The sequence below is a fragment of the Exiguobacterium sp. KKBO11 genome, from assembly GCF_001644945.1.
In the GTDB taxonomy this organism is placed as follows: domain Bacteria; phylum Bacillota; class Bacilli; order Exiguobacteriales; family Exiguobacteriaceae; genus Exiguobacterium_A; species Exiguobacterium_A abrahamii.
Window position 1 is genome coordinate 202,017 of record NZ_LUCU01000022.1, and the last position, 16,363, is coordinate 218,379.

The 16,363-nt window shown below is 48.8% G+C and carries 12 protein-coding genes; 3 read left to right on the forward strand and 9 right to left on the reverse strand.

Translation table 11 applies throughout. The features are described from left to right. Positions 1-26 precede the first annotated feature (26 nt). The 6 genes from AYO36_RS08095 to AYO36_RS08120 form a co-directional block, all read right to left on the reverse strand. Positions 27-1,148: a GTP-binding protein gene (locus AYO36_RS08095; protein WP_064300410.1), complete on the reverse strand. Its 1,122-nt coding sequence runs from the start codon at positions 1,146-1,148 to the stop codon at positions 27-29. A 476-nt stretch (positions 1,149-1,624) separates the two neighbouring features. Further along, positions 1,625-2,509: an alpha/beta fold hydrolase gene (locus AYO36_RS08100; protein ID WP_064300113.1), complete on the reverse strand. Its 885-nt coding sequence runs from the start codon at positions 2,507-2,509 to the stop codon at positions 1,625-1,627. Between the two features lie 19 nt (positions 2,510-2,528). Then, complete coding sequence (locus AYO36_RS08105) at positions 2,529-2,975, reverse strand: DinB family protein (protein ID WP_064300114.1); 447 nt, start codon at positions 2,973-2,975, stop codon at positions 2,529-2,531. Further along, positions 2,968-3,486: a GrpB family protein gene (locus tag AYO36_RS08110; protein ID WP_064300115.1), complete on the reverse strand. Its 519-nt coding sequence runs from the start codon at positions 3,484-3,486 to the stop codon at positions 2,968-2,970. The genes AYO36_RS08105 and AYO36_RS08110 overlap by 8 nt, the downstream gene beginning before the upstream one ends. Positions 3,487-3,576: 90 nt before the next feature. Then, positions 3,577-4,314, reverse strand: coding sequence for an acetoacetate decarboxylase (locus tag AYO36_RS08115; RefSeq protein WP_064300116.1), 738 nt, complete (start codon positions 4,312-4,314; stop codon positions 3,577-3,579). Between the two features lie 13 nt (positions 4,315-4,327). Further along, positions 4,328-5,347, reverse strand: a complete 1,020-nt coding sequence (locus tag AYO36_RS08120; RefSeq protein WP_064300117.1) for a ketopantoate reductase family protein — start codon at positions 5,345-5,347, stop codon at positions 4,328-4,330. 101 nt (positions 5,348-5,448) lie between these two features. Between AYO36_RS08120 and AYO36_RS17125 the strand changes: the two genes are divergently transcribed. After that, positions 5,449-6,330, forward strand: a complete 882-nt coding sequence (locus AYO36_RS17125; RefSeq protein ID WP_064300118.1) for a LysR family transcriptional regulator — start codon at positions 5,449-5,451, stop codon at positions 6,328-6,330. A 38-nt stretch (positions 6,331-6,368) separates the two neighbouring features. Here AYO36_RS17125 and AYO36_RS08130 read toward each other — a convergent pair whose 3' ends face one another. The 3 genes from AYO36_RS08130 to adhE all read right to left on the reverse strand — a co-directional run bounded on the left by AYO36_RS08130 (position 6,369) and on the right by adhE (position 13,729). Then, positions 6,369-9,083 carry a bifunctional 2',3'-cyclic-nucleotide 2'-phosphodiesterase/3'-nucleotidase gene (locus AYO36_RS08130; protein ID WP_064300119.1) on the reverse strand — a complete coding sequence of 905 codons (2,715 nt, stop codon included), beginning with the start codon at positions 9,081-9,083 and terminating at the stop codon, positions 6,369-6,371. Between the two features lie 459 nt (positions 9,084-9,542). Then, positions 9,543-10,943 (reverse strand): hypothetical protein, encoded by a 1,401-nt coding sequence (locus AYO36_RS08135; protein WP_064300120.1) that lies wholly within the window; start codon positions 10,941-10,943, stop codon positions 9,543-9,545. 191 nt (positions 10,944-11,134) lie between these two features. Further along, a complete protein-coding gene (gene adhE / locus AYO36_RS08140) occupies positions 11,135-13,729 on the reverse strand; it encodes a bifunctional acetaldehyde-CoA/alcohol dehydrogenase (RefSeq protein WP_064300121.1) in 2,595 nt (864 codons plus the stop codon). A gap of 336 nt (positions 13,730-14,065) precedes the next feature. Here adhE and AYO36_RS08150 point away from each other — a divergent pair, with 336 nt between their 5' ends. Next, entirely contained in the window at positions 14,066-14,617 is a 552-nt protein-coding gene (locus tag AYO36_RS08150) for a beta-class carbonic anhydrase (protein ID WP_035397969.1), read from the forward strand. Between the two features lie 313 nt (positions 14,618-14,930). Continuing rightward, on the forward strand, positions 14,931-16,250 hold the full coding sequence (locus tag AYO36_RS08155) for a Na+/H+ antiporter family protein (protein ID WP_064300411.1): 1,320 nt from the start codon (positions 14,931-14,933) through the stop codon (positions 16,248-16,250). Positions 16,251-16,363: the final 113 nt, after the last annotated feature.

A 16,363-nucleotide genomic window follows, 5' to 3' on the forward strand; every position in this document is an offset into this window, starting at 1 on the left:
ATACGGTTTCTCGAAAGATTGACCTCTTATAAAAATGTTTCTTCGTACATCTCGCGACCAGGAATTGGATCATTCAATGACGCCCAGTCCGTTTCGTCTGCTTGAACGAGACACGCATCGAATAGCGCTTCGAGCTTCTCTTGTTCTAGTCCGATGCCGATCAAGACGAGTTCGGTCCGTCGATCCTCATCTGATGCAAAACGACCAGCGTATTCCATGTTCGACGCATATCCTGCCTGATGGAACAGCAATGCCATCTCGGGACGTGTCGCAAGGAACAAGAATCCCTTCGCCCGGACGACTTCTTGCGGCCAGTCTTCGATCAAGGCAAGCAAACGCTCCGGGTGGAACGGCACGTCGCGCTTGTAGACGAACGAGCTGATCCCATACTCTTCCGTTTCCGGAATATGTTCTTCCGCATTCAACTCACGGATCCAACCAGCACTAGATGCCGCTTGTTCAAAATCAAATAGATCAACATCTAAGATGTCTGCCGGATCGACTTGACCATACGTCGTCTCGATCAAGCGGGCAACTGGATTTAATGCCTTTAGATAGCCGATGACGGTATGGCGTTCTTCCGGTGTCAGACGATCGACTTTGTTCAAGACGATAATGTCCGCGAACTCGACTTGATCGACGAGTAGGTCGACGACTTCGCGCACGTCTGTCTCATCGACTGCCTGTTTCCGCTCAATCAACGATTCACCGGATTCGAAGTCCTTCAGGAAACGATAACCATCGATGACCGTGACCATCGCATTGATTTTCGTGACTTGTGATAAGTCGATTGCACTGTCCGGATCTTCGTACGTGAAAGTCTGGGCGACCGGAATCGGTTCCGAGATACCACTCGATTCGATGACGATACCGTCAATATCGCCTTGGTCGACGAGGCGTTTGACTTCAAGCAAAAGATCATCGCGTAACGTGCAGCAAATGCACCCGTTCGAAAGTGTGACGAACGACTCTTCCGTTCGCGAGAATCCGCCTTGCTCAATCAATGCCGCGTCAATGTTGACCTCACTCATGTCGTTGACGATGATCGCGAGGCGGCGCCCTTCGCGATTATGTAGTAAATGGTTCAATAGAGTCGTTTTACCGGATCCCAAGTAACCGGATAAAACGGTGATCGATATCGGTTGCATCATCATTCATCTCCTAAAACGTAATCGTTACGTTTTATAGAGTAACCGACTTTTTATCTGACGTCAATCGGAATGATTTCGATTTATTTTGTTCCCTAAAAAAAGCCGATAAGCATCGACTCAAGGAGTAGACCGGGCTGACTCCAAAAAAATGACGCATCTTCTCACGCCCTTTCCTCAGGCGAGACACAAGCCAGTTTTCCTGCTTCCTTCAAGCAGGAAAGCGGGTCTTGTTTGTCTCTGACAGCGCATAATGCGCTTTTTCCTGTAGGAGTGGCGTGTGACGCGTCATTCTTTGTAGATACTGGCTTTAGAGTCAGCTCCGTCAGATATTCCGAAGCACAAGAAAAGAAACTTTTTTCGCTCGGAATCTCTTCTTAGGGAAATACAAGCAGGATCGACCCTGCAACGAAGTGAAGCGGCGCGATGCTTGTCCCAGGAAAACGATTCGAGTGAAACGAAAAAGCGTAACCTTACTACTGAATTTGAATCGGTAAATCCCATGTTGTCCCAATCAAATCCGTGATCCGCTCCGCTGCCTCATGCGAAAACCCGGCAATCGTGTAATGATTTGTATCCGCAATCACATGATACATCCCGTTCGGTAAACTGTCGGCGAACGCAGCGTGAGCCGCATTGATTTGTTCGGTCAATGCCGGGTTCAACCAACTTTCTGGCATACCTCCCGCCCAGTTCGAAGCGGACAGGACGAGGACCGGCTGTGTCACGTCTTCAAGCAACGAAAGAATCATCTGATTGTTCTCTTCGACCGATTTCCATTCATCGAGCGTCCCCCGCCAATGCCCGGGTGCTGCAAAATGCCGCCACATCGGTAATTGATCAGCTTCCGGTAAGACACTGAACATCTTTTTGCCGAGACGATCAGGAATCATCCAGGCGATCGGTCGGACGTGACTAAGGAAATAGAGGAATCGATTCCACTCCTCTTGTGTTCGTTCGTACCAGTTCGGTAATGCCGCATCGACATCCGGATGCGACGGATCGAGCAAGACGATGCCGCGTGTCTCGTCTGCAAACAATCGTCCACTTGCGAGCGAGATATAGGCGCCGAGCGAGTGCCCGATGAAGACGTACGGTCCTTCGACACGAAGCATCCGTAAGACGTCCGCCAACTCATCTGCTTGATGCGTAAAGAGTCGTTTGTTTTTACCACGACTCGACCGACCATACCCGAGACGTGAATATTCAAAGACCCGTCCCCGCTTCAACAATTCGGTCCGTAGCCAGCCCCACTGGTGTCGGTTCGACATCATCCCGTGGTCGAGGACGAATGTGACGTCCCCACTTCCTGTCAGCCGGGTATCAAAGCGACCGGCTGATGTTTCAACGATATATTCCATACACTACCCCTACTTCCATTCATTCAAATAACGAAATCTCTAGCTCGTATCCAAGGATGTTCAAGTAATCAAATAACTGGGATCGATGATGATAGAGATGCACGGCTGCTTCGATTGCCCAGCCGTTCATCGAGTCGGTAACGCCCCAGTACGTCGGACGGGTCGTAAATCCGGTCGTGACTTTCTTCTGATAGATAGAAAACGCACGATTGATTCGTTCATTTAACTGATCGCGCGGGACCGGTTCCGCATAAAACGCCTGCATCGCTTCAGCCGTCGCCCCTTCTGCCAGCATCAAATCGGCTTCGAGCAACACAGCGAGATGGACGGCGACTTCACCGACGGTCCGTTTCCCGGGGATTGGCCGCGCGTCCCAGTCCTGCACCTCGATCTTCTCAAACAACGCTTTCGCCGTCTTCACACCAACGCCGACATGGCGAATGAGGGCATGTTCCCACTCAGTCATGCGCATTCCCCCAAGCGATCGCGCGGTGTTCGAGTTCCTTGACGAACGCATCCTTGCCGGCGATATAGGCTTCGATATCAAGCGGATATATCGCCGCTAATTGTTCCTTTAATGCCCCGTAAGCAGTGGCTTCTTCTGGATGCGCACGCAAATAGTCCCGAAAGACGAGATGACGCTTGATTTCTGGATTTCCCGCCGCATAGAGATGGATGTGATGCGTCCGTTCGTCTCCACCTTTTCGGTAGTACCGACGCCCCGGCATCCCGAATTCACCCTTCGCCTCGTAACCGATTGCTTCCATCTGTGCATCGAACTGCTCGATCCCCTCAAGCGCATCGACGACGGGTAAGATATCGATGATCGGTTTTGCTGCGAGTCCCGGAACTGATGTGCTCCCCATATGATGGATCTGCTTAAGACGTGCTCCGAACACGTCTCGTAACCGGTCCGCTTCTCGTGAGTATTCACTCGCCCATTCTGATTGATACGGTAACACAATGACTTGTCGCATGGTCGTTTCCCCCTCTCAATTCAGTATGCCAGTTTTTGGGGTAAAACAAAACGACCATCCATTTTGGAGGTCGTTAATGTTAGAGAGTCGTTAATCCGTTAAATAATCATACAGTTTCGCAGGTCCACCAAGTCGAAGATCAGCGATGATATGCTGGGCATCGACGATCTTCCGAACAGGGAAGTCAGCGAGTGGTGCCATGACATGTTCGAATAACTGAAGTCGCGCCGGTCCACGGTATGCTTCTTTAATCTCAAGATCCGTGATTTGACTCCGCGTCAGCTCGGAGATGATCAACTCGCCTTGATAACCGCGATGCTGTTTGAGCATGAACTGCGGTGCACCGACGATTGATTGTGCTTCTTCGACCGCCATCGGAACATATTTGTATCCCATCGTCGCTTGGGCGACACGAAGTGAATGATAGTCAAGCGTACCGACGAGTACATCATTGTCGAGATAAAGCCGGGGTGAACCATACTTCTTCGGAAACGCAGCTACTTCACGACCAGAGGCGATCGCCGGCTGATTGTTGACATACATCGAGAGGTAAAACTCACCGACCTCCCCTTGATACCGAACCGGAATGACTTGCCCGCACTCAAGATAACTCCCAAGACCCGTGCTATCCGGCATGTTGATGATCTCAAACTTGATCTGATTACTCAGCACCTCGAGCGGTTCCGGAACGACTGCTTGTAACGCTTCGATGTCTGTCTCATAGATGATGTTTAAGTATTCCCGATTCCGAAAAAAGATATCGACCGCCGGAAAGACTGGTGCATTGATCGGCGTCGCGACGACGTTCTTTACATCGCTCTGTTTCATTTGAATTCCTCCTTTATGCGTTTAACAATGCGGCAAAGCGTGTGACACTTGTTTCAAAATCAGGGACTGTCTTCGCTGTTTGCGCTTCCTCGACGATTTCTTGAATGAGTGAGTTGAACGGTGTTTTGATATCGTACGTGTTGCCGTACATTGTTACGATCCCATTGATGAAACGAATTTCGGTCGGTTGACCTTTTTGTAAGTCCTGCAACATGCTCGCTTCTAAGTCACGTGATCCGTACATCAATTGTGGCACGGTGATCAGTTTTTCATCGATATCGTCAAGTGTTGCGTAGGCTGCCGGCTCAAACGTACTCATCGGCGCGAATGTGATGTCGTGGGCGTGACCGACTTCAACGACTTCTTGCATCGTATGGATTGCTGCGCGTAACAAGACCGGATGATCGAGAACGTCGCCATACGTACCGTTACACGCAGCGGATAACCCACTGAACGTACTATTGATGACGAGTTTTGACCATTTCGTTCCCGGTAGATTATCAGAGATTTCCGTCCCACCGATGTGATCAAGGATTTCCTTCAAGTGAATGATCCGGTCCGTCTTCTTACCGTCCAGTTCACCGATTTGCATCGCATACGTCTTGAAGTGCTCGTAATCCGATGTCAGACGTGACTCGCCTGGTCCGACGTATGTCGCTCCGAACTCGACGGATCCCGCGATGATACGTTCGCGTGGAATCTGTTGTTGAATGAATTCTTCCGGTACACCGTTTTGCAAGGAGACGAGAATACCGTCTTCCTTCAAGATCGTCCGGACTTTCGCCAGGACCGGTTCATTGTAGACCTGTTTCGTCAGCAACAATACGATATCGTACATCTCCGTGATGTCATCCGGATGCATCGCATGGACGGCTTGCGTCAAATCTGGTCCAATGACATGCGCGCCTGTTGTGTTTAGCGCTTCGATATGTGCGCGATTCGTATCGATCAGATCGACACCCGCATACTGTTGACTCAAATAAGCTCCCATGATGGTTCCTAGTGATCCTGCTCCGTAAATTCCGATTTTCATATCTATCACCTCTGGTATTTACGATATACTGGTTTCATCATAAACAGAAATATATATATTTATATATTTTAATAACCTATAGGTTATGTTAGGAGGATATCATGGAACTCTTACATTTGAAGTATTTTCGTCACGTCGCGGAGGAATTGAACGTGACGCGTGCTGCCGAACGATTATTCATCAGCCAACCCGCCCTCAGTGCGACGATCAAAAAACTAGAACGTGAATTGAACACGACGTTGTTTCATCGAAAAGGCAGAACGATCAGCTTGACCGACAATGGACGACTTCTGTTGCAATCAGTCGAAAAAATCGAACACGAGCTGACACGGGTCCAGGAACGCATGGCGCGAAATGATGCCTCTACCGAAACACCACTCAGTCTTGCCAGTTCGCACGGTCGCTTCATCCAATTAATCCTACGGGAATTTCTCTTGCCGCAGACTGCGCCTTTGTTCAACTCGGACATCCTCTCGAATCGCGACATTTTAAGTGGCCTGCTCCATCAAGAATTCCATTTCTCGATCAGCTTCATGGAACTCAAGCATCCGCTCATTACGAGTGAACCGATCGTGGAAGAGGAGATTGTCATCACCTATCCTGCTTCCTATTCAGAGAAAGAAGCGATCACGGCGCTCTATGCGGACGCAACGGAGACTGCCTTTTTATTTCCCTCCCACAATAAGGATTACAACCGCTTCATCCAATTGAAGATGGCGGAACTAAACATCTATGCCGATACCACGCACTATATTGATGACGTCTCGCTGCAACTCGCCTTACGTCAGCAACGGTATTTCAGCTTCGTTCCCGTCTCCGTCTGCCGCGAGATGGGACTCCCTTTCATCACAGACGATGTGTTTACCGTTACGTCACGACTCTACATGTCGCACGCGACGGATCAATTGACGGTCGAGCAAGCAATCATCTACGAACGCATTAAACGGTTTCTGCTCTCACAACGCACGTATCTAATCAAATAAAAACGGATGCCTGCATATGCAGACATCCGAGTGAGATGTTACTTCGTGATGAAGTAACGTGACTGATCGAGATGATCCTTCGCTGTATAGATGTTGAGTTTGTACGAGCCGTTCGTCAATGCCTTACGCATCTTCAAGACATAGTTCCCGTGCTGATCCGCCACGTCTTGAGCGATCAATTGATAACCAGCTTCTGTTTTTTGGTAGAGGCGGACGATTTGTCGTTTTTCGACTTTACCTGTCAACGTCTTTTTGCCTGACCATTTTTTGACCGGATACGTGTTCTTGATCGTGAACGACGCTTTTTTCGTGATCTTGTTCGAGATATCTGTCGACTTGACCGTGTACGTACCTGTCGTTAGACCGTTCTTGACCGCAATCTTGAAGCCGCTTGCCGTCGTTTTCGCTTTTGCGATTTTCGTTGATCCTTTATAGAGCGTCACGTCAAGACCTTCCGTTGCTTTACCGCGGAGGACAGTTGAACCGTAGACTGCTGACTTTTTATCGATCGCTGGTGTCGCAACGACACCTGTTCCGACTGTGACGTTCGTTTCTGTCTTCATAAAGCTGAGTTCAGAGACGATCGTCAACTTGTCACGCAATTTGAGCGGACGTGTCACGACTTCGTATTGACCCGCTTCGTTTGCTGTTGCTGTACCAAGGACTTTTTCGCCGAGTTTAACCGTGACTTTCGCACCTGGAACGGCTTGACCAGTAACGACTTTCGCACCTGGTTTAACTGCTTTTGCCGAGACCGTGAAGTTTTTCATCGGCACGTTCATATTGAATTTAAGGAACGTACCTGTCTCACCTGGACGTGTTTCACCTGTGTTCGTGATGCCTTCATACCGCTTGACGTACGGCGCAGCTGCAACCGCTGAATCAAAGCTGACCGTAGTCGGTTTGCTTGCGACGAGTGACCAGTTGTCATCGGCTTTATAATCAACCGGTTGTTTCGCTTTGATGAAGTCCGAAATGACGTTACGTGTTTCGTAGGCTGATTTGTAGACGATATTCTTTCCGCCACCAAGACCTGGGAACGTCGCACTGCCTGCGCGGTAGTTGTTTGTCGCGACAAGGAATTCTTGATCGTCGGCGATCGCTTTGCCTTGATACTTGATGTTTTGAACACGGTTTGCGTCTTTATTGACGACGACACCGTTATAGTCAAACTTCGCTGGTTTCGTGATATCAATTTCATACGTCAATCCGTCGAGGATATCGAAGTTGTAGCTACGGAAATCTTTGTTCAACAAGTTCGTTTGCTCACCGCCGACTTGGTTAAATTGCCCCGCAGACATCTCGAGCCAGTCTTTGACGTCAGCACCTGTTACTTTGACGACTTCGAGTGTATTCGGATAAACATAAAGATCGGCGACGTTCTTGAGTGCGATTGGCCCTTTTTTGATCAACGTGTAATCGGACGCGTTGACTTGGTTACGACCACCTGTCTTGAATGGTGCACCAGCTGACAACAACGGGAGATCTTTATATTTCGCAAGATCGGCATTTTCTTTGAGTTGTTTCTCGACATACCATTTCTGAGCGTTCGTTACGAACTGAACGGAATCATCGTCTTGCGCGAGAGCGAAGAAGCTCTGGATATCATCATTGATCGTCCCGACTTCTTGACGAATGTAAGCGAGCGTTCCTTCATGTGCTTTTTCGATCAACTTGACAGCACCGGCATCTGCTGTCGTATCTTTCGTCACGTCCGCTAGTTTTGCACCTGACGTATCAACGACCCATTTCCCGTCAACTTCCTTTAACTGAAGATCGATGACACCAACGTTTTTCCCTTGTGTGTTCGCCATGACGACTGGTTTCCCATTGATTAAGCCTTTTTCTTTATCAACATTCGGCAGTTTGTTGAACGCTGAATCGGCTGCTGGGAACTTCCCATGCTGATGACCTGTCATCAAGACATCGATGTCTGCGACTTTCGTCAACGCGTAGCCAACGTTCTCATCGCCATCTTTTTGATCCGTCGTATCCCCAATCCCTGTGTGCGCGAGTGCCACGACGACGTCTGCGCCAGCATCTTTTAATTTTTTCGCTGTGGCTTTAGCAGTCGGGATGATATCTTCAGCCGTGACTTTCCCCGTCAAATTCCCCGCATCCCATGCCATGATTTGTGGCGTGACGACTCCAAACACACCAACCTTAACTGTTTTCATGTCACCGTTCTGGTCCTTGACTTGACGTTCGATGATTTGATAGTCTTTTCCATCTTTGTTGTAGTCCGCGACGATTGGCTTTTTCGTGACAGCATCCAACACGTTCGAGTTGACGAACTTGATTGAACCGCTCGAAGCACTCATCGCTGACTTAAGGAAATCAAGACCGAAGTTGAATTCATGGTTTCCGAGCGTGACCGCGTCATAACCAAGGTACTCCATCAATTCGTACATCGGATGTTTGCCTTTGTTTCCTTTGTCGTACTGGTTCTTCACGTAATCACCGAATGGCGTTCCTTGAAGTGTATCTCCGTTATCGAACAAGAAGCTATTCGTAGCGCCCACTTCAGCTTGTTGCTGTTTGATGACTGTAGCGGCTTTGACGAGACCAATCGTTTCGTCCTGCGCATCCTTGAAGTAATCGTAGTTCATTGAGTTCGTATGTAAATCCGTTGTTTCTAAGAAGCGTAATTTGACGACACTGTTGTCGGCAGCAAGTGTCTTGACTTGGACGACTGGTACGAGCATCGGTGCGATCAATGTCGACGCGATGACGAGCTTTGTAGCTTTTTTCATTTAAATTTCCCCCCAGGATGTTTTGACTGCTTCATTAATTTAGCATGGTTCGATTATAGCTAATAGTCCTTTCAAATAGGTCGGACATCCGTCTTATTTAACCTACTTAACTAATTCCAAATACTGGCTTAACGTTGTTGATTTTCCCTTTACAAACCAAGTTTACATGGTAAAAAAAGGAGATGATGCAAATGAGATGAACCACGTAAAAAAACGATACATTTCAGGTCATGAACCTGAAAACGTATCGTTTATGCTTGATGTAGAACGTAACTGTTCCTTCTCGACTCCTACAGGGAAAGAAAGCATGGTTTTCGCTTTCGTCAGGGTCAGGTGAGATCCGGTAGACGAAACGTAGTTTAGGATACCGCGGCTTACCTCCCGCCTGTGGAAAGCGAGCATGACAGCAACATTCGTAGAATGGATTCATGGCATAGGATTTTCGCCACTCCACGTCCCTTACACCGTTTTCTCTGGTTTCCGTCGGACGACATAACCAAGAATTCCACCAAGTAACGCAAGTCCTGCGGCGTATAGTACCGTCCAGCCTGCCGTCTGTTGAGCGAACTCGAATAAGACGTCACTGCGCCATTTCATCGCGAACTGAACGTATGAAGCTTGACTGACGATGAAGCTGATGACACCAATCGCGATCGCAAAGACGAACGGATCGATAATCGACTTGAAGCTTCGGATACTACAGACGAAGTAGATCGCGAACGTTACGAGCAACAGCACCCAGTAAGCACTCTCACTGGAGACATTCGGTGGCGTCGCTCCTGCCGATTCCGCATCAATCGCTTGGATCGTCTGCCGCGCGACGCCGTAATCAACAGGGTCGAGCTTCAATTGTGTTGCTGACAAATCCGGACGTTCTCCACCGAGTAACGTCAACAATTGTTCTGTCACCCGGTCCGTGTCGATTCCATCGACGACTTTTTGGATCGAGTCATTGAGCTGATCCGTTGAGGTCTCCCCGTTCAACATTGAGACCGGGATTTCCGCATTCGCTCCAAGGACATCTGCTTGATACACGACCTGACCGCCGTGGATCCAGTCGTACATCCCGCCACTTCCGGCGTTTAGACTCGCGACGGTGAGTGCCGTCCGTAGTGAGGAATCACCGTCATACTCCGCTTCGTCCTGCACCGTAAAGACGAGTTGGAGCGTACTTGCGAGCATCAAAATCAGCAAGCTGGCACGACCGGCAGCTGTCAGACCAGATAACTTTTGCGGGAAGAACGCCATCCAACCAAGCAAACTGACGACGAGAAGCGGTAGGATCCCACTCATCGCATAGCCGTCTTGTAACGAGAGGAATGACACGTCGTTTCCGCGTCCGGCAAGGACGAACCAGATGATTCCGACCGTTAAGAAGAAACTGATCGATCGAATCGTCCACCCGAGACGACTTGCCTTAATCCGTAACACTAAAAATAACAGGACGATCAAACCGATGCCAAAAACGGAATAGAGTAACGTGCCGTAAGAGACATCAAACGTAAGTGGTGCAAGGACTTGCTTTAAGTCAATCCCAAACAACGATAAGACATCGCCGGCAGAACTCGCATCGAGCACCTGATTGATGATTCCTTCCCGGACCGCACTCGGCATCGTGATCGACAGCCCACCGACGAACAGTAGCATCAATGACACCGTGATATCTGCATCTTTCCAGGAGACATCCGCCTGTTGCATCTGCGTCACGAGATCCTGATAGTCTGAGGATGAGGTGATTTGTGAAGTCAAAAATGCCATCACACCATAGATGACACCGAAAAAGATGAGACCGATAAGGACACCAAACAGGACATCCCAGACGGAAAACCGTCGTTGTTTCCTTTCTTGCCTTGACTCCATCCCATTTCCTCCTTTTTATGTCTGATGTTTGAATATTCCTGCTACAGCGAAACCAAAAACATCAAATTCATTCAACAGCCATTATATCCCACTTCTTCTCTGACTGTCTCCACTGATTCCCAAAACAAAAACCGACTTCTCACAGTGAGAAGCCGGTTGAACGATCAGGTGCCATGGTATTTTTTTCTCTATTAGATGCCTTCGTATGCTTGTTCCATGATCGTCCGTAACTCAGCGACAAGCGGCATCTTCGGATTCGCAGTCGTACATTGATCTTCAAAAGCATCGACCGCCATCTTGTCGAGTTTTGCCTCGAAATCTGCTTTTTGAATGCCTTGCGCCTTGAATGACATCTTGATGTTGAGACGTTGTCCAAGATCAGCAACGGCTTGGATGAGGGATTCGACCCCTTCTTCTGTCGTTGCTGCCGGAAGACCGAGGTAGCGTGAGATGTCGGCATACCGCTCATCCGCAACGAATGATTCGTATTTCGGGAATGCTGCTAGTTTTGTTGGACGTGACGCGTTATAGCGAATGACGTGTGGCATCAGGATCGCATTCGTCCGTCCGTGTGGCGTGTGGAACTCGCCACCGATTTTGTGTGCGATCGAGTGGTTGATGCCAAGGAAGGCGTTCGCGAATGCCATCCCTGCCATCGTTGACGCATTATGCACTTTTTCGCGTGCTTCGGCGTCTGATCCGTTAGCATATGCTCGTGGCAAGTAGTCGAAGATCATCTTGATTGCTTTCAGTGCCAGTCCATCCGTGTAGTCGTTCGCAAGCACCGAGACGTATGCTTCTGTCGCATGCGTCAAGACATCCATTCCGGTATCAGCAGTGATTGAAGCTGGGACGGTCATGACGAATTCTGGATCAACGATTGCGACGTCTGGCGTCAATGCATAGTCAGCAATCGGGTATTTGACGTTTTTCTCTTTATCCGTGATGACGGTGAACGGTGTCACTTCTGAACCTGTACCAGAAGTCGTCGGAATCGCGACGAACTTCGCTTGACGACCAAGTGTCGGGAATTGATACGCCCGTTTGCGGATATCAAGGAATTTTTGACGTAAGTTCGAGAACGTTTCGTTCGGTTGTTCATAGAAGAGCCACATTCCTTTTGCAGCATCCATCGCTGAACCACCACCGAGAGCGATGATCAAGTCAGGTTTGAAGTCACGCATCGCTTGGGCACCCGTCTGAACAGTCGTCACCGATGGATCTGGTTCGACTTGGTCGAAGATCCGGTAACTGACGGACTGTGGTAAGTTTTGAATTACTTTATCGGCATACCCGAACTGTACCATCGTTGGATCAGTGACAATCATGACACGTGAGACGTCAGTCATCGACCGCAAGTACTGAACGGAGTTCTTTTCGAAGTAGATTTTTTCAGGGACCTTGAACCATTGCATGTTCACGCGTCGTCTCGCCACCTTTTTGACGTTGAGTAAGTGTTTCGCTGTCACGTTTTCAGAAACAGAGTTTTTCCCGTATGATCCGCAACCGAGTGTCAGTGATGGTGTCAACTCGTTGTACAGATCACCGATTCCGCCATGAGCAGATGGGCTGTTGACAAGGATCCGGCAGGCTTTCATGCGGAGTCCGAACGCTGTCATCAAGTCATCGTTCGTCGTATGAATGACGGCTGTATGACCGAGACCGCCGATTTCAAGCATCTGTTCTGCAATCGTGAACGCTTCTTCGGTCGAAGCGACGCGGTACGCACCGAGGACGGGACTGAGTTTTTCATGAGACAATGGTTCTGCCGCTCCGACGTGCTCGAGTTCTGCGACGAGCATGACCGTTGTTTCCGGAACATCGATGCCGGCTTTTTCTGCGATCCATGTCGCAGGTTTCCCGACGATGTCCGCGTTGACGGCACATGTATCGGTTTTGATGACGAGTGATTCGAGGCGTTGTTTTTCTTCCGGTGTACAGAAGTAACAACCGAGTGCTTCCATTTCCGCACGAACCGTCGCATAAATCCCTTGGTCGACGATGACAGCTTGCTCAGACGCACAAATCATCCCGTTATCAAACGTTTTTGAAAGAACAAGATCGCTGACTGCCCGTTTGACTTTCGCAGACTGTTCGATATAACACGGAACGTTCCCTGGTCCAACACCAAGTGCCGGTTTACCTGTTGAATACGCCGATTTGACCATTCCTGCTCCACCTGTCGCAAGGACCATGGCGATTTTTTCATGGTTCATCAAGACTTTCGTTGCTTCAAGTGATGGTTCTTCCACCCATTGAATACAGTCTTTTGGTGCCCCTGCTTTGATGGCTGCGTCGCGGAGTGTTTTCGCTGCTTCGACGGAACATCGTTGTGCCGACGGGTGGAACGCGAAGACGATCGGGTTACGTGTCTTGATCGCAATCAATGCTTTGAACATCGTCGTTGATGTCGGGTTCGTGACCGGTGTGACACCACAGACGACACCGACCGGTTCAGCGATATAGGTGATGCCGTTTTGAACATCCTCTTCTAAAATCCCGACTGTTTTTTCATGACGTAGACTGTTGTAGATGTATTCTGTTGCAAACATATTTTTAATCATCTTATCTTCAAAGACACCGCGTCCCGTCTCTTCTGCCGCGAGACGAGCGAGTTCGACGTGCCGTTCGAGTCCGGCAAGTGCCATATCCCGGACGATCGTATCGATTTTTTCTTGATCGAATGTCAGTAATTCTTGTAATGCGCGTTGCCCTTTTTCAACGATTTGTCCAACTGCTTGTTCGACCGGCGTTGCCGTCGATTTTGTTTTTTCTTTCACAGCCATGAGTGGTTTCCTCCCTGTCGTGGAACGAATCTGAGTTTGATTTGCCAACCATTATGTCAGGAATGCCAAGCTGTTTTTCAATAGTTTGTGCTTTCCTTCACAAATCAATCATAACCCCTTTTTCCCGTTTTGTGCATGACCATCCTGTGAATTCCCTCACACCTTTGATAGCGTTTACAACTGTTGTGAAATCTTCTTTTTCATCATTTTGCTTCATGTACATGGATGTGTGCGATTTGTCACACCTCGCATTTTCGTGACTTGATAGCCGTTTCATCATCTTGTATTCTGATATGGGGTACATATTAAGAGCTACCACTAAAGGAGGACACTTGAATGTCAGTTGTACAGGAAATGCTAGCCTTCAACGAGCGATTCGTCGCCGAAAAACAGTATGAACAGTTCGTCTCGGATAAGTTCCCAGACAAAAAGGTCGTCATCCTGACGTGTATGGATGCCCGCTTGACGGAACTCCTCCCACACGCACTTGGTCTTAAGAACGGGGATGCGAAGATCATCAAAAATGCCGGTGCTATCCTATCGCACCCATTCGGTTCCGTCATGCGCTCGATTCTCGTCGCGTTGTATGCTCTTGGTGCTGAAGAAGTCGTCGTCATCGGTCACCACGACTGCGGCATGAGCACGATTGATCCTAACCACATGATCAACGAGATGAAAGATCGGGGCATCGACCAACAGATTCTTCACACGCTCGAAGTATCTGGCGTTGATTTGAATCAATGGTTGCGTGGTTTCACGTCAGTTCAAGAAAGCGTCGCTCACTCGGTCAGCCTCGTGAAGAACCACCCATTACTACCACCTGGGACGAACGTTCACGGACTCGTCATCGATCCAGGGACTGGTAAACTTGACGTCGTCGATTGCTGATCACTCTCTATAGAAGAAACGCAAATAGAATTGGATGATTTACTCCGCTTTAAACTAAAGATAACGTGCCATTTTCTCTTACCGGAGAAGGATGGCACGTTTTTTCGTATGAATCATTTTCAGTGATCAAAACGCTTCTCACTTTAAGCTTCAGGGTATAACAGAATGTAACTTCTTGTGGAGAGCTAAAAAGCGTATCATTCATCTTTTGATTACGAGGTCAGACTTTTACTCTTGACAGCATTCCAACATGGCTGTAAGATACTTTAGTATAGTACAGTGATAACAAAAGAAAGTGTGGTTTTACTGAATGATAAACGCCGTATTGTTTGCCGTCTTTTTACTATTTATATTAGCGATCTTCCGCGTCCACATCGTGCTCGCGATGGTCATCAGTGCGTTTGCCGGTGGTCTCATCGGTGGTCTTGACCTGACTGCGACGACAAAAGCATTCTCCGGTGGTCTTGGTGACGGGGCCGAAATCGCCCTGAGCTACGCGATGCTCGGTGCGTTCGCTGTCGCCCTCTCGAAAACAGGTTTACCGGATGCACTCGCGCACTCTTTGATTGCGCGTTCGCGTGGTAACGCAAGTGCCGCTTCCGTCAAAAAATTAAAAGGATTCATCTTGTTCGCGATTCTCTTGCTTGCGATCAGTTCACAAAACGTGTTGCCGATCCACATCGCGTTCATTCCAATCATCATTCCGCCGCTTCTTGGTCTCTTCAATCAATTGAAGATGGACCGTCGCCGGATTGCGATCATCATGACGTTCGGTCTTGTGACACCGTACATGTTCTTACCAGTCGGTTTCGGAGATATTTACCTCAACCAGATTCTACTAAAGAACTTGAAGGCAAATGGTCTCGATACTGCTGGAGCTTCCGTCATCGAAGCGATGGCGATTCCTGCACTCGGAATGGTCGTTGGTCTCTTGATCGGTTTGTACACGTACCGGAAAGAGCGCACGTATGAGATGCGCGACATCGCACCGGACGATTATGAAATCCCGGTCATCACGAAAACGAAGCTTGTATTAAGTGGAGTCGTCGTTATCGCGACCTTGATCGTACAACTACAGACCGGATCAATGATTCTCGCTGCGACGACAGGGTTGATTCTCTTCTTGTTGCTTCGTCTTGTTCGCTTCAGTGAAGCCGATGACGTCATTACACGCGGTATGCGCATGATGTCATTCATCGGTTTCGTCATGATTTCAGCGAACGGTTTCTCAAACGTCTTGCGTAAGACGGGCGATATCGAGCCACTCGTCGAGAATTCGAAAGCGTTGATGGGCGATTCACAACTCGTTGCCGCCTTCGTCATGCTCTTGATTGGTCTTCTCGTCACGATGGGGATCGGCTCGAGTTTCTCGACCGTTCCGATCATCGCTGCCATCTTCGTTCCACTTTGTATCCAGTACGGATTCAGCTTAGAAGCGACGATTGCCATCATCGGAACATCCGGTGCTCTCGGTGACGCGGGTAGCCCGGCGTCTGACTCGACACTCGGACCAACGAGTGGTTTGAATGCTGATGGTCAGCACGATCACATGCGAGAAACGGTCATTCCGACGTTCCTGCACTACAACATTCCATTACTCATCTTCGGTACGATCGCTGCGGTCGTATTATAAAAACAAGACGGATTCGCTGTCATCGCGAATCCGTCTTTTGAATTGTCTCCGTTTTTTTCCTTTTCATTTCGTCCTCGGTTCTCTAAAATAAAGGAATGAACTGATACAAAGGA

Bases quoted from the DNA above. Each gene is read 5' to 3' on its own strand.
- AYO36_RS08095 (WP_064300410.1), bottom strand. From the start codon at position 1,148: ATGCAACCGATATCGATCACCGTTTTATCCGGTTACTTGGGATCCGGT.
- AYO36_RS08100 (WP_064300113.1), bottom strand. From the start codon at position 2,509: ATGGAATATATCGTTGAAACATCAGCCGGTCGCTTTGATACCCGGCTG.
- AYO36_RS08105 (WP_064300114.1), bottom strand. From the start codon at position 2,975: ATGACTGAGTGGGAACATGCCCTCATTCGCCATGTCGGCGTTGGTGTG.
- AYO36_RS08110 (WP_064300115.1), bottom strand. From the start codon at position 3,486: ATGCGACAAGTCATTGTGTTACCGTATCAATCAGAATGGGCGAGTGAA.
- AYO36_RS08115 (WP_064300116.1), bottom strand. From the start codon at position 4,314: ATGAAACAGAGCGATGTAAAGAACGTCGTCGCGACGCCGATCAATGCA.
- AYO36_RS08120 (WP_064300117.1), bottom strand. From the start codon at position 5,347: ATGAAAATCGGAATTTACGGAGCAGGATCACTAGGAACCATCATGGGA.
- AYO36_RS17125 (WP_064300118.1), top strand. From the start codon at position 5,449: ATGGAACTCTTACATTTGAAGTATTTTCGTCACGTCGCGGAGGAATTG.
- AYO36_RS08130 (WP_064300119.1), bottom strand. From the start codon at position 9,083: ATGAAAAAAGCTACAAAGCTCGTCATCGCGTCGACATTGATCGCACCG.
- AYO36_RS08135 (WP_064300120.1), bottom strand. From the start codon at position 10,943: ATGGAGTCAAGGCAAGAAAGGAAACAACGACGGTTTTCCGTCTGGGAT.
- adhE (WP_064300121.1), bottom strand. From the start codon at position 13,729: ATGGCTGTGAAAGAAAAAACAAAATCGACGGCAACGCCGGTCGAACAA.
- AYO36_RS08150 (WP_035397969.1), top strand. From the start codon at position 14,066: ATGTCAGTTGTACAGGAAATGCTAGCCTTCAACGAGCGATTCGTCGCC.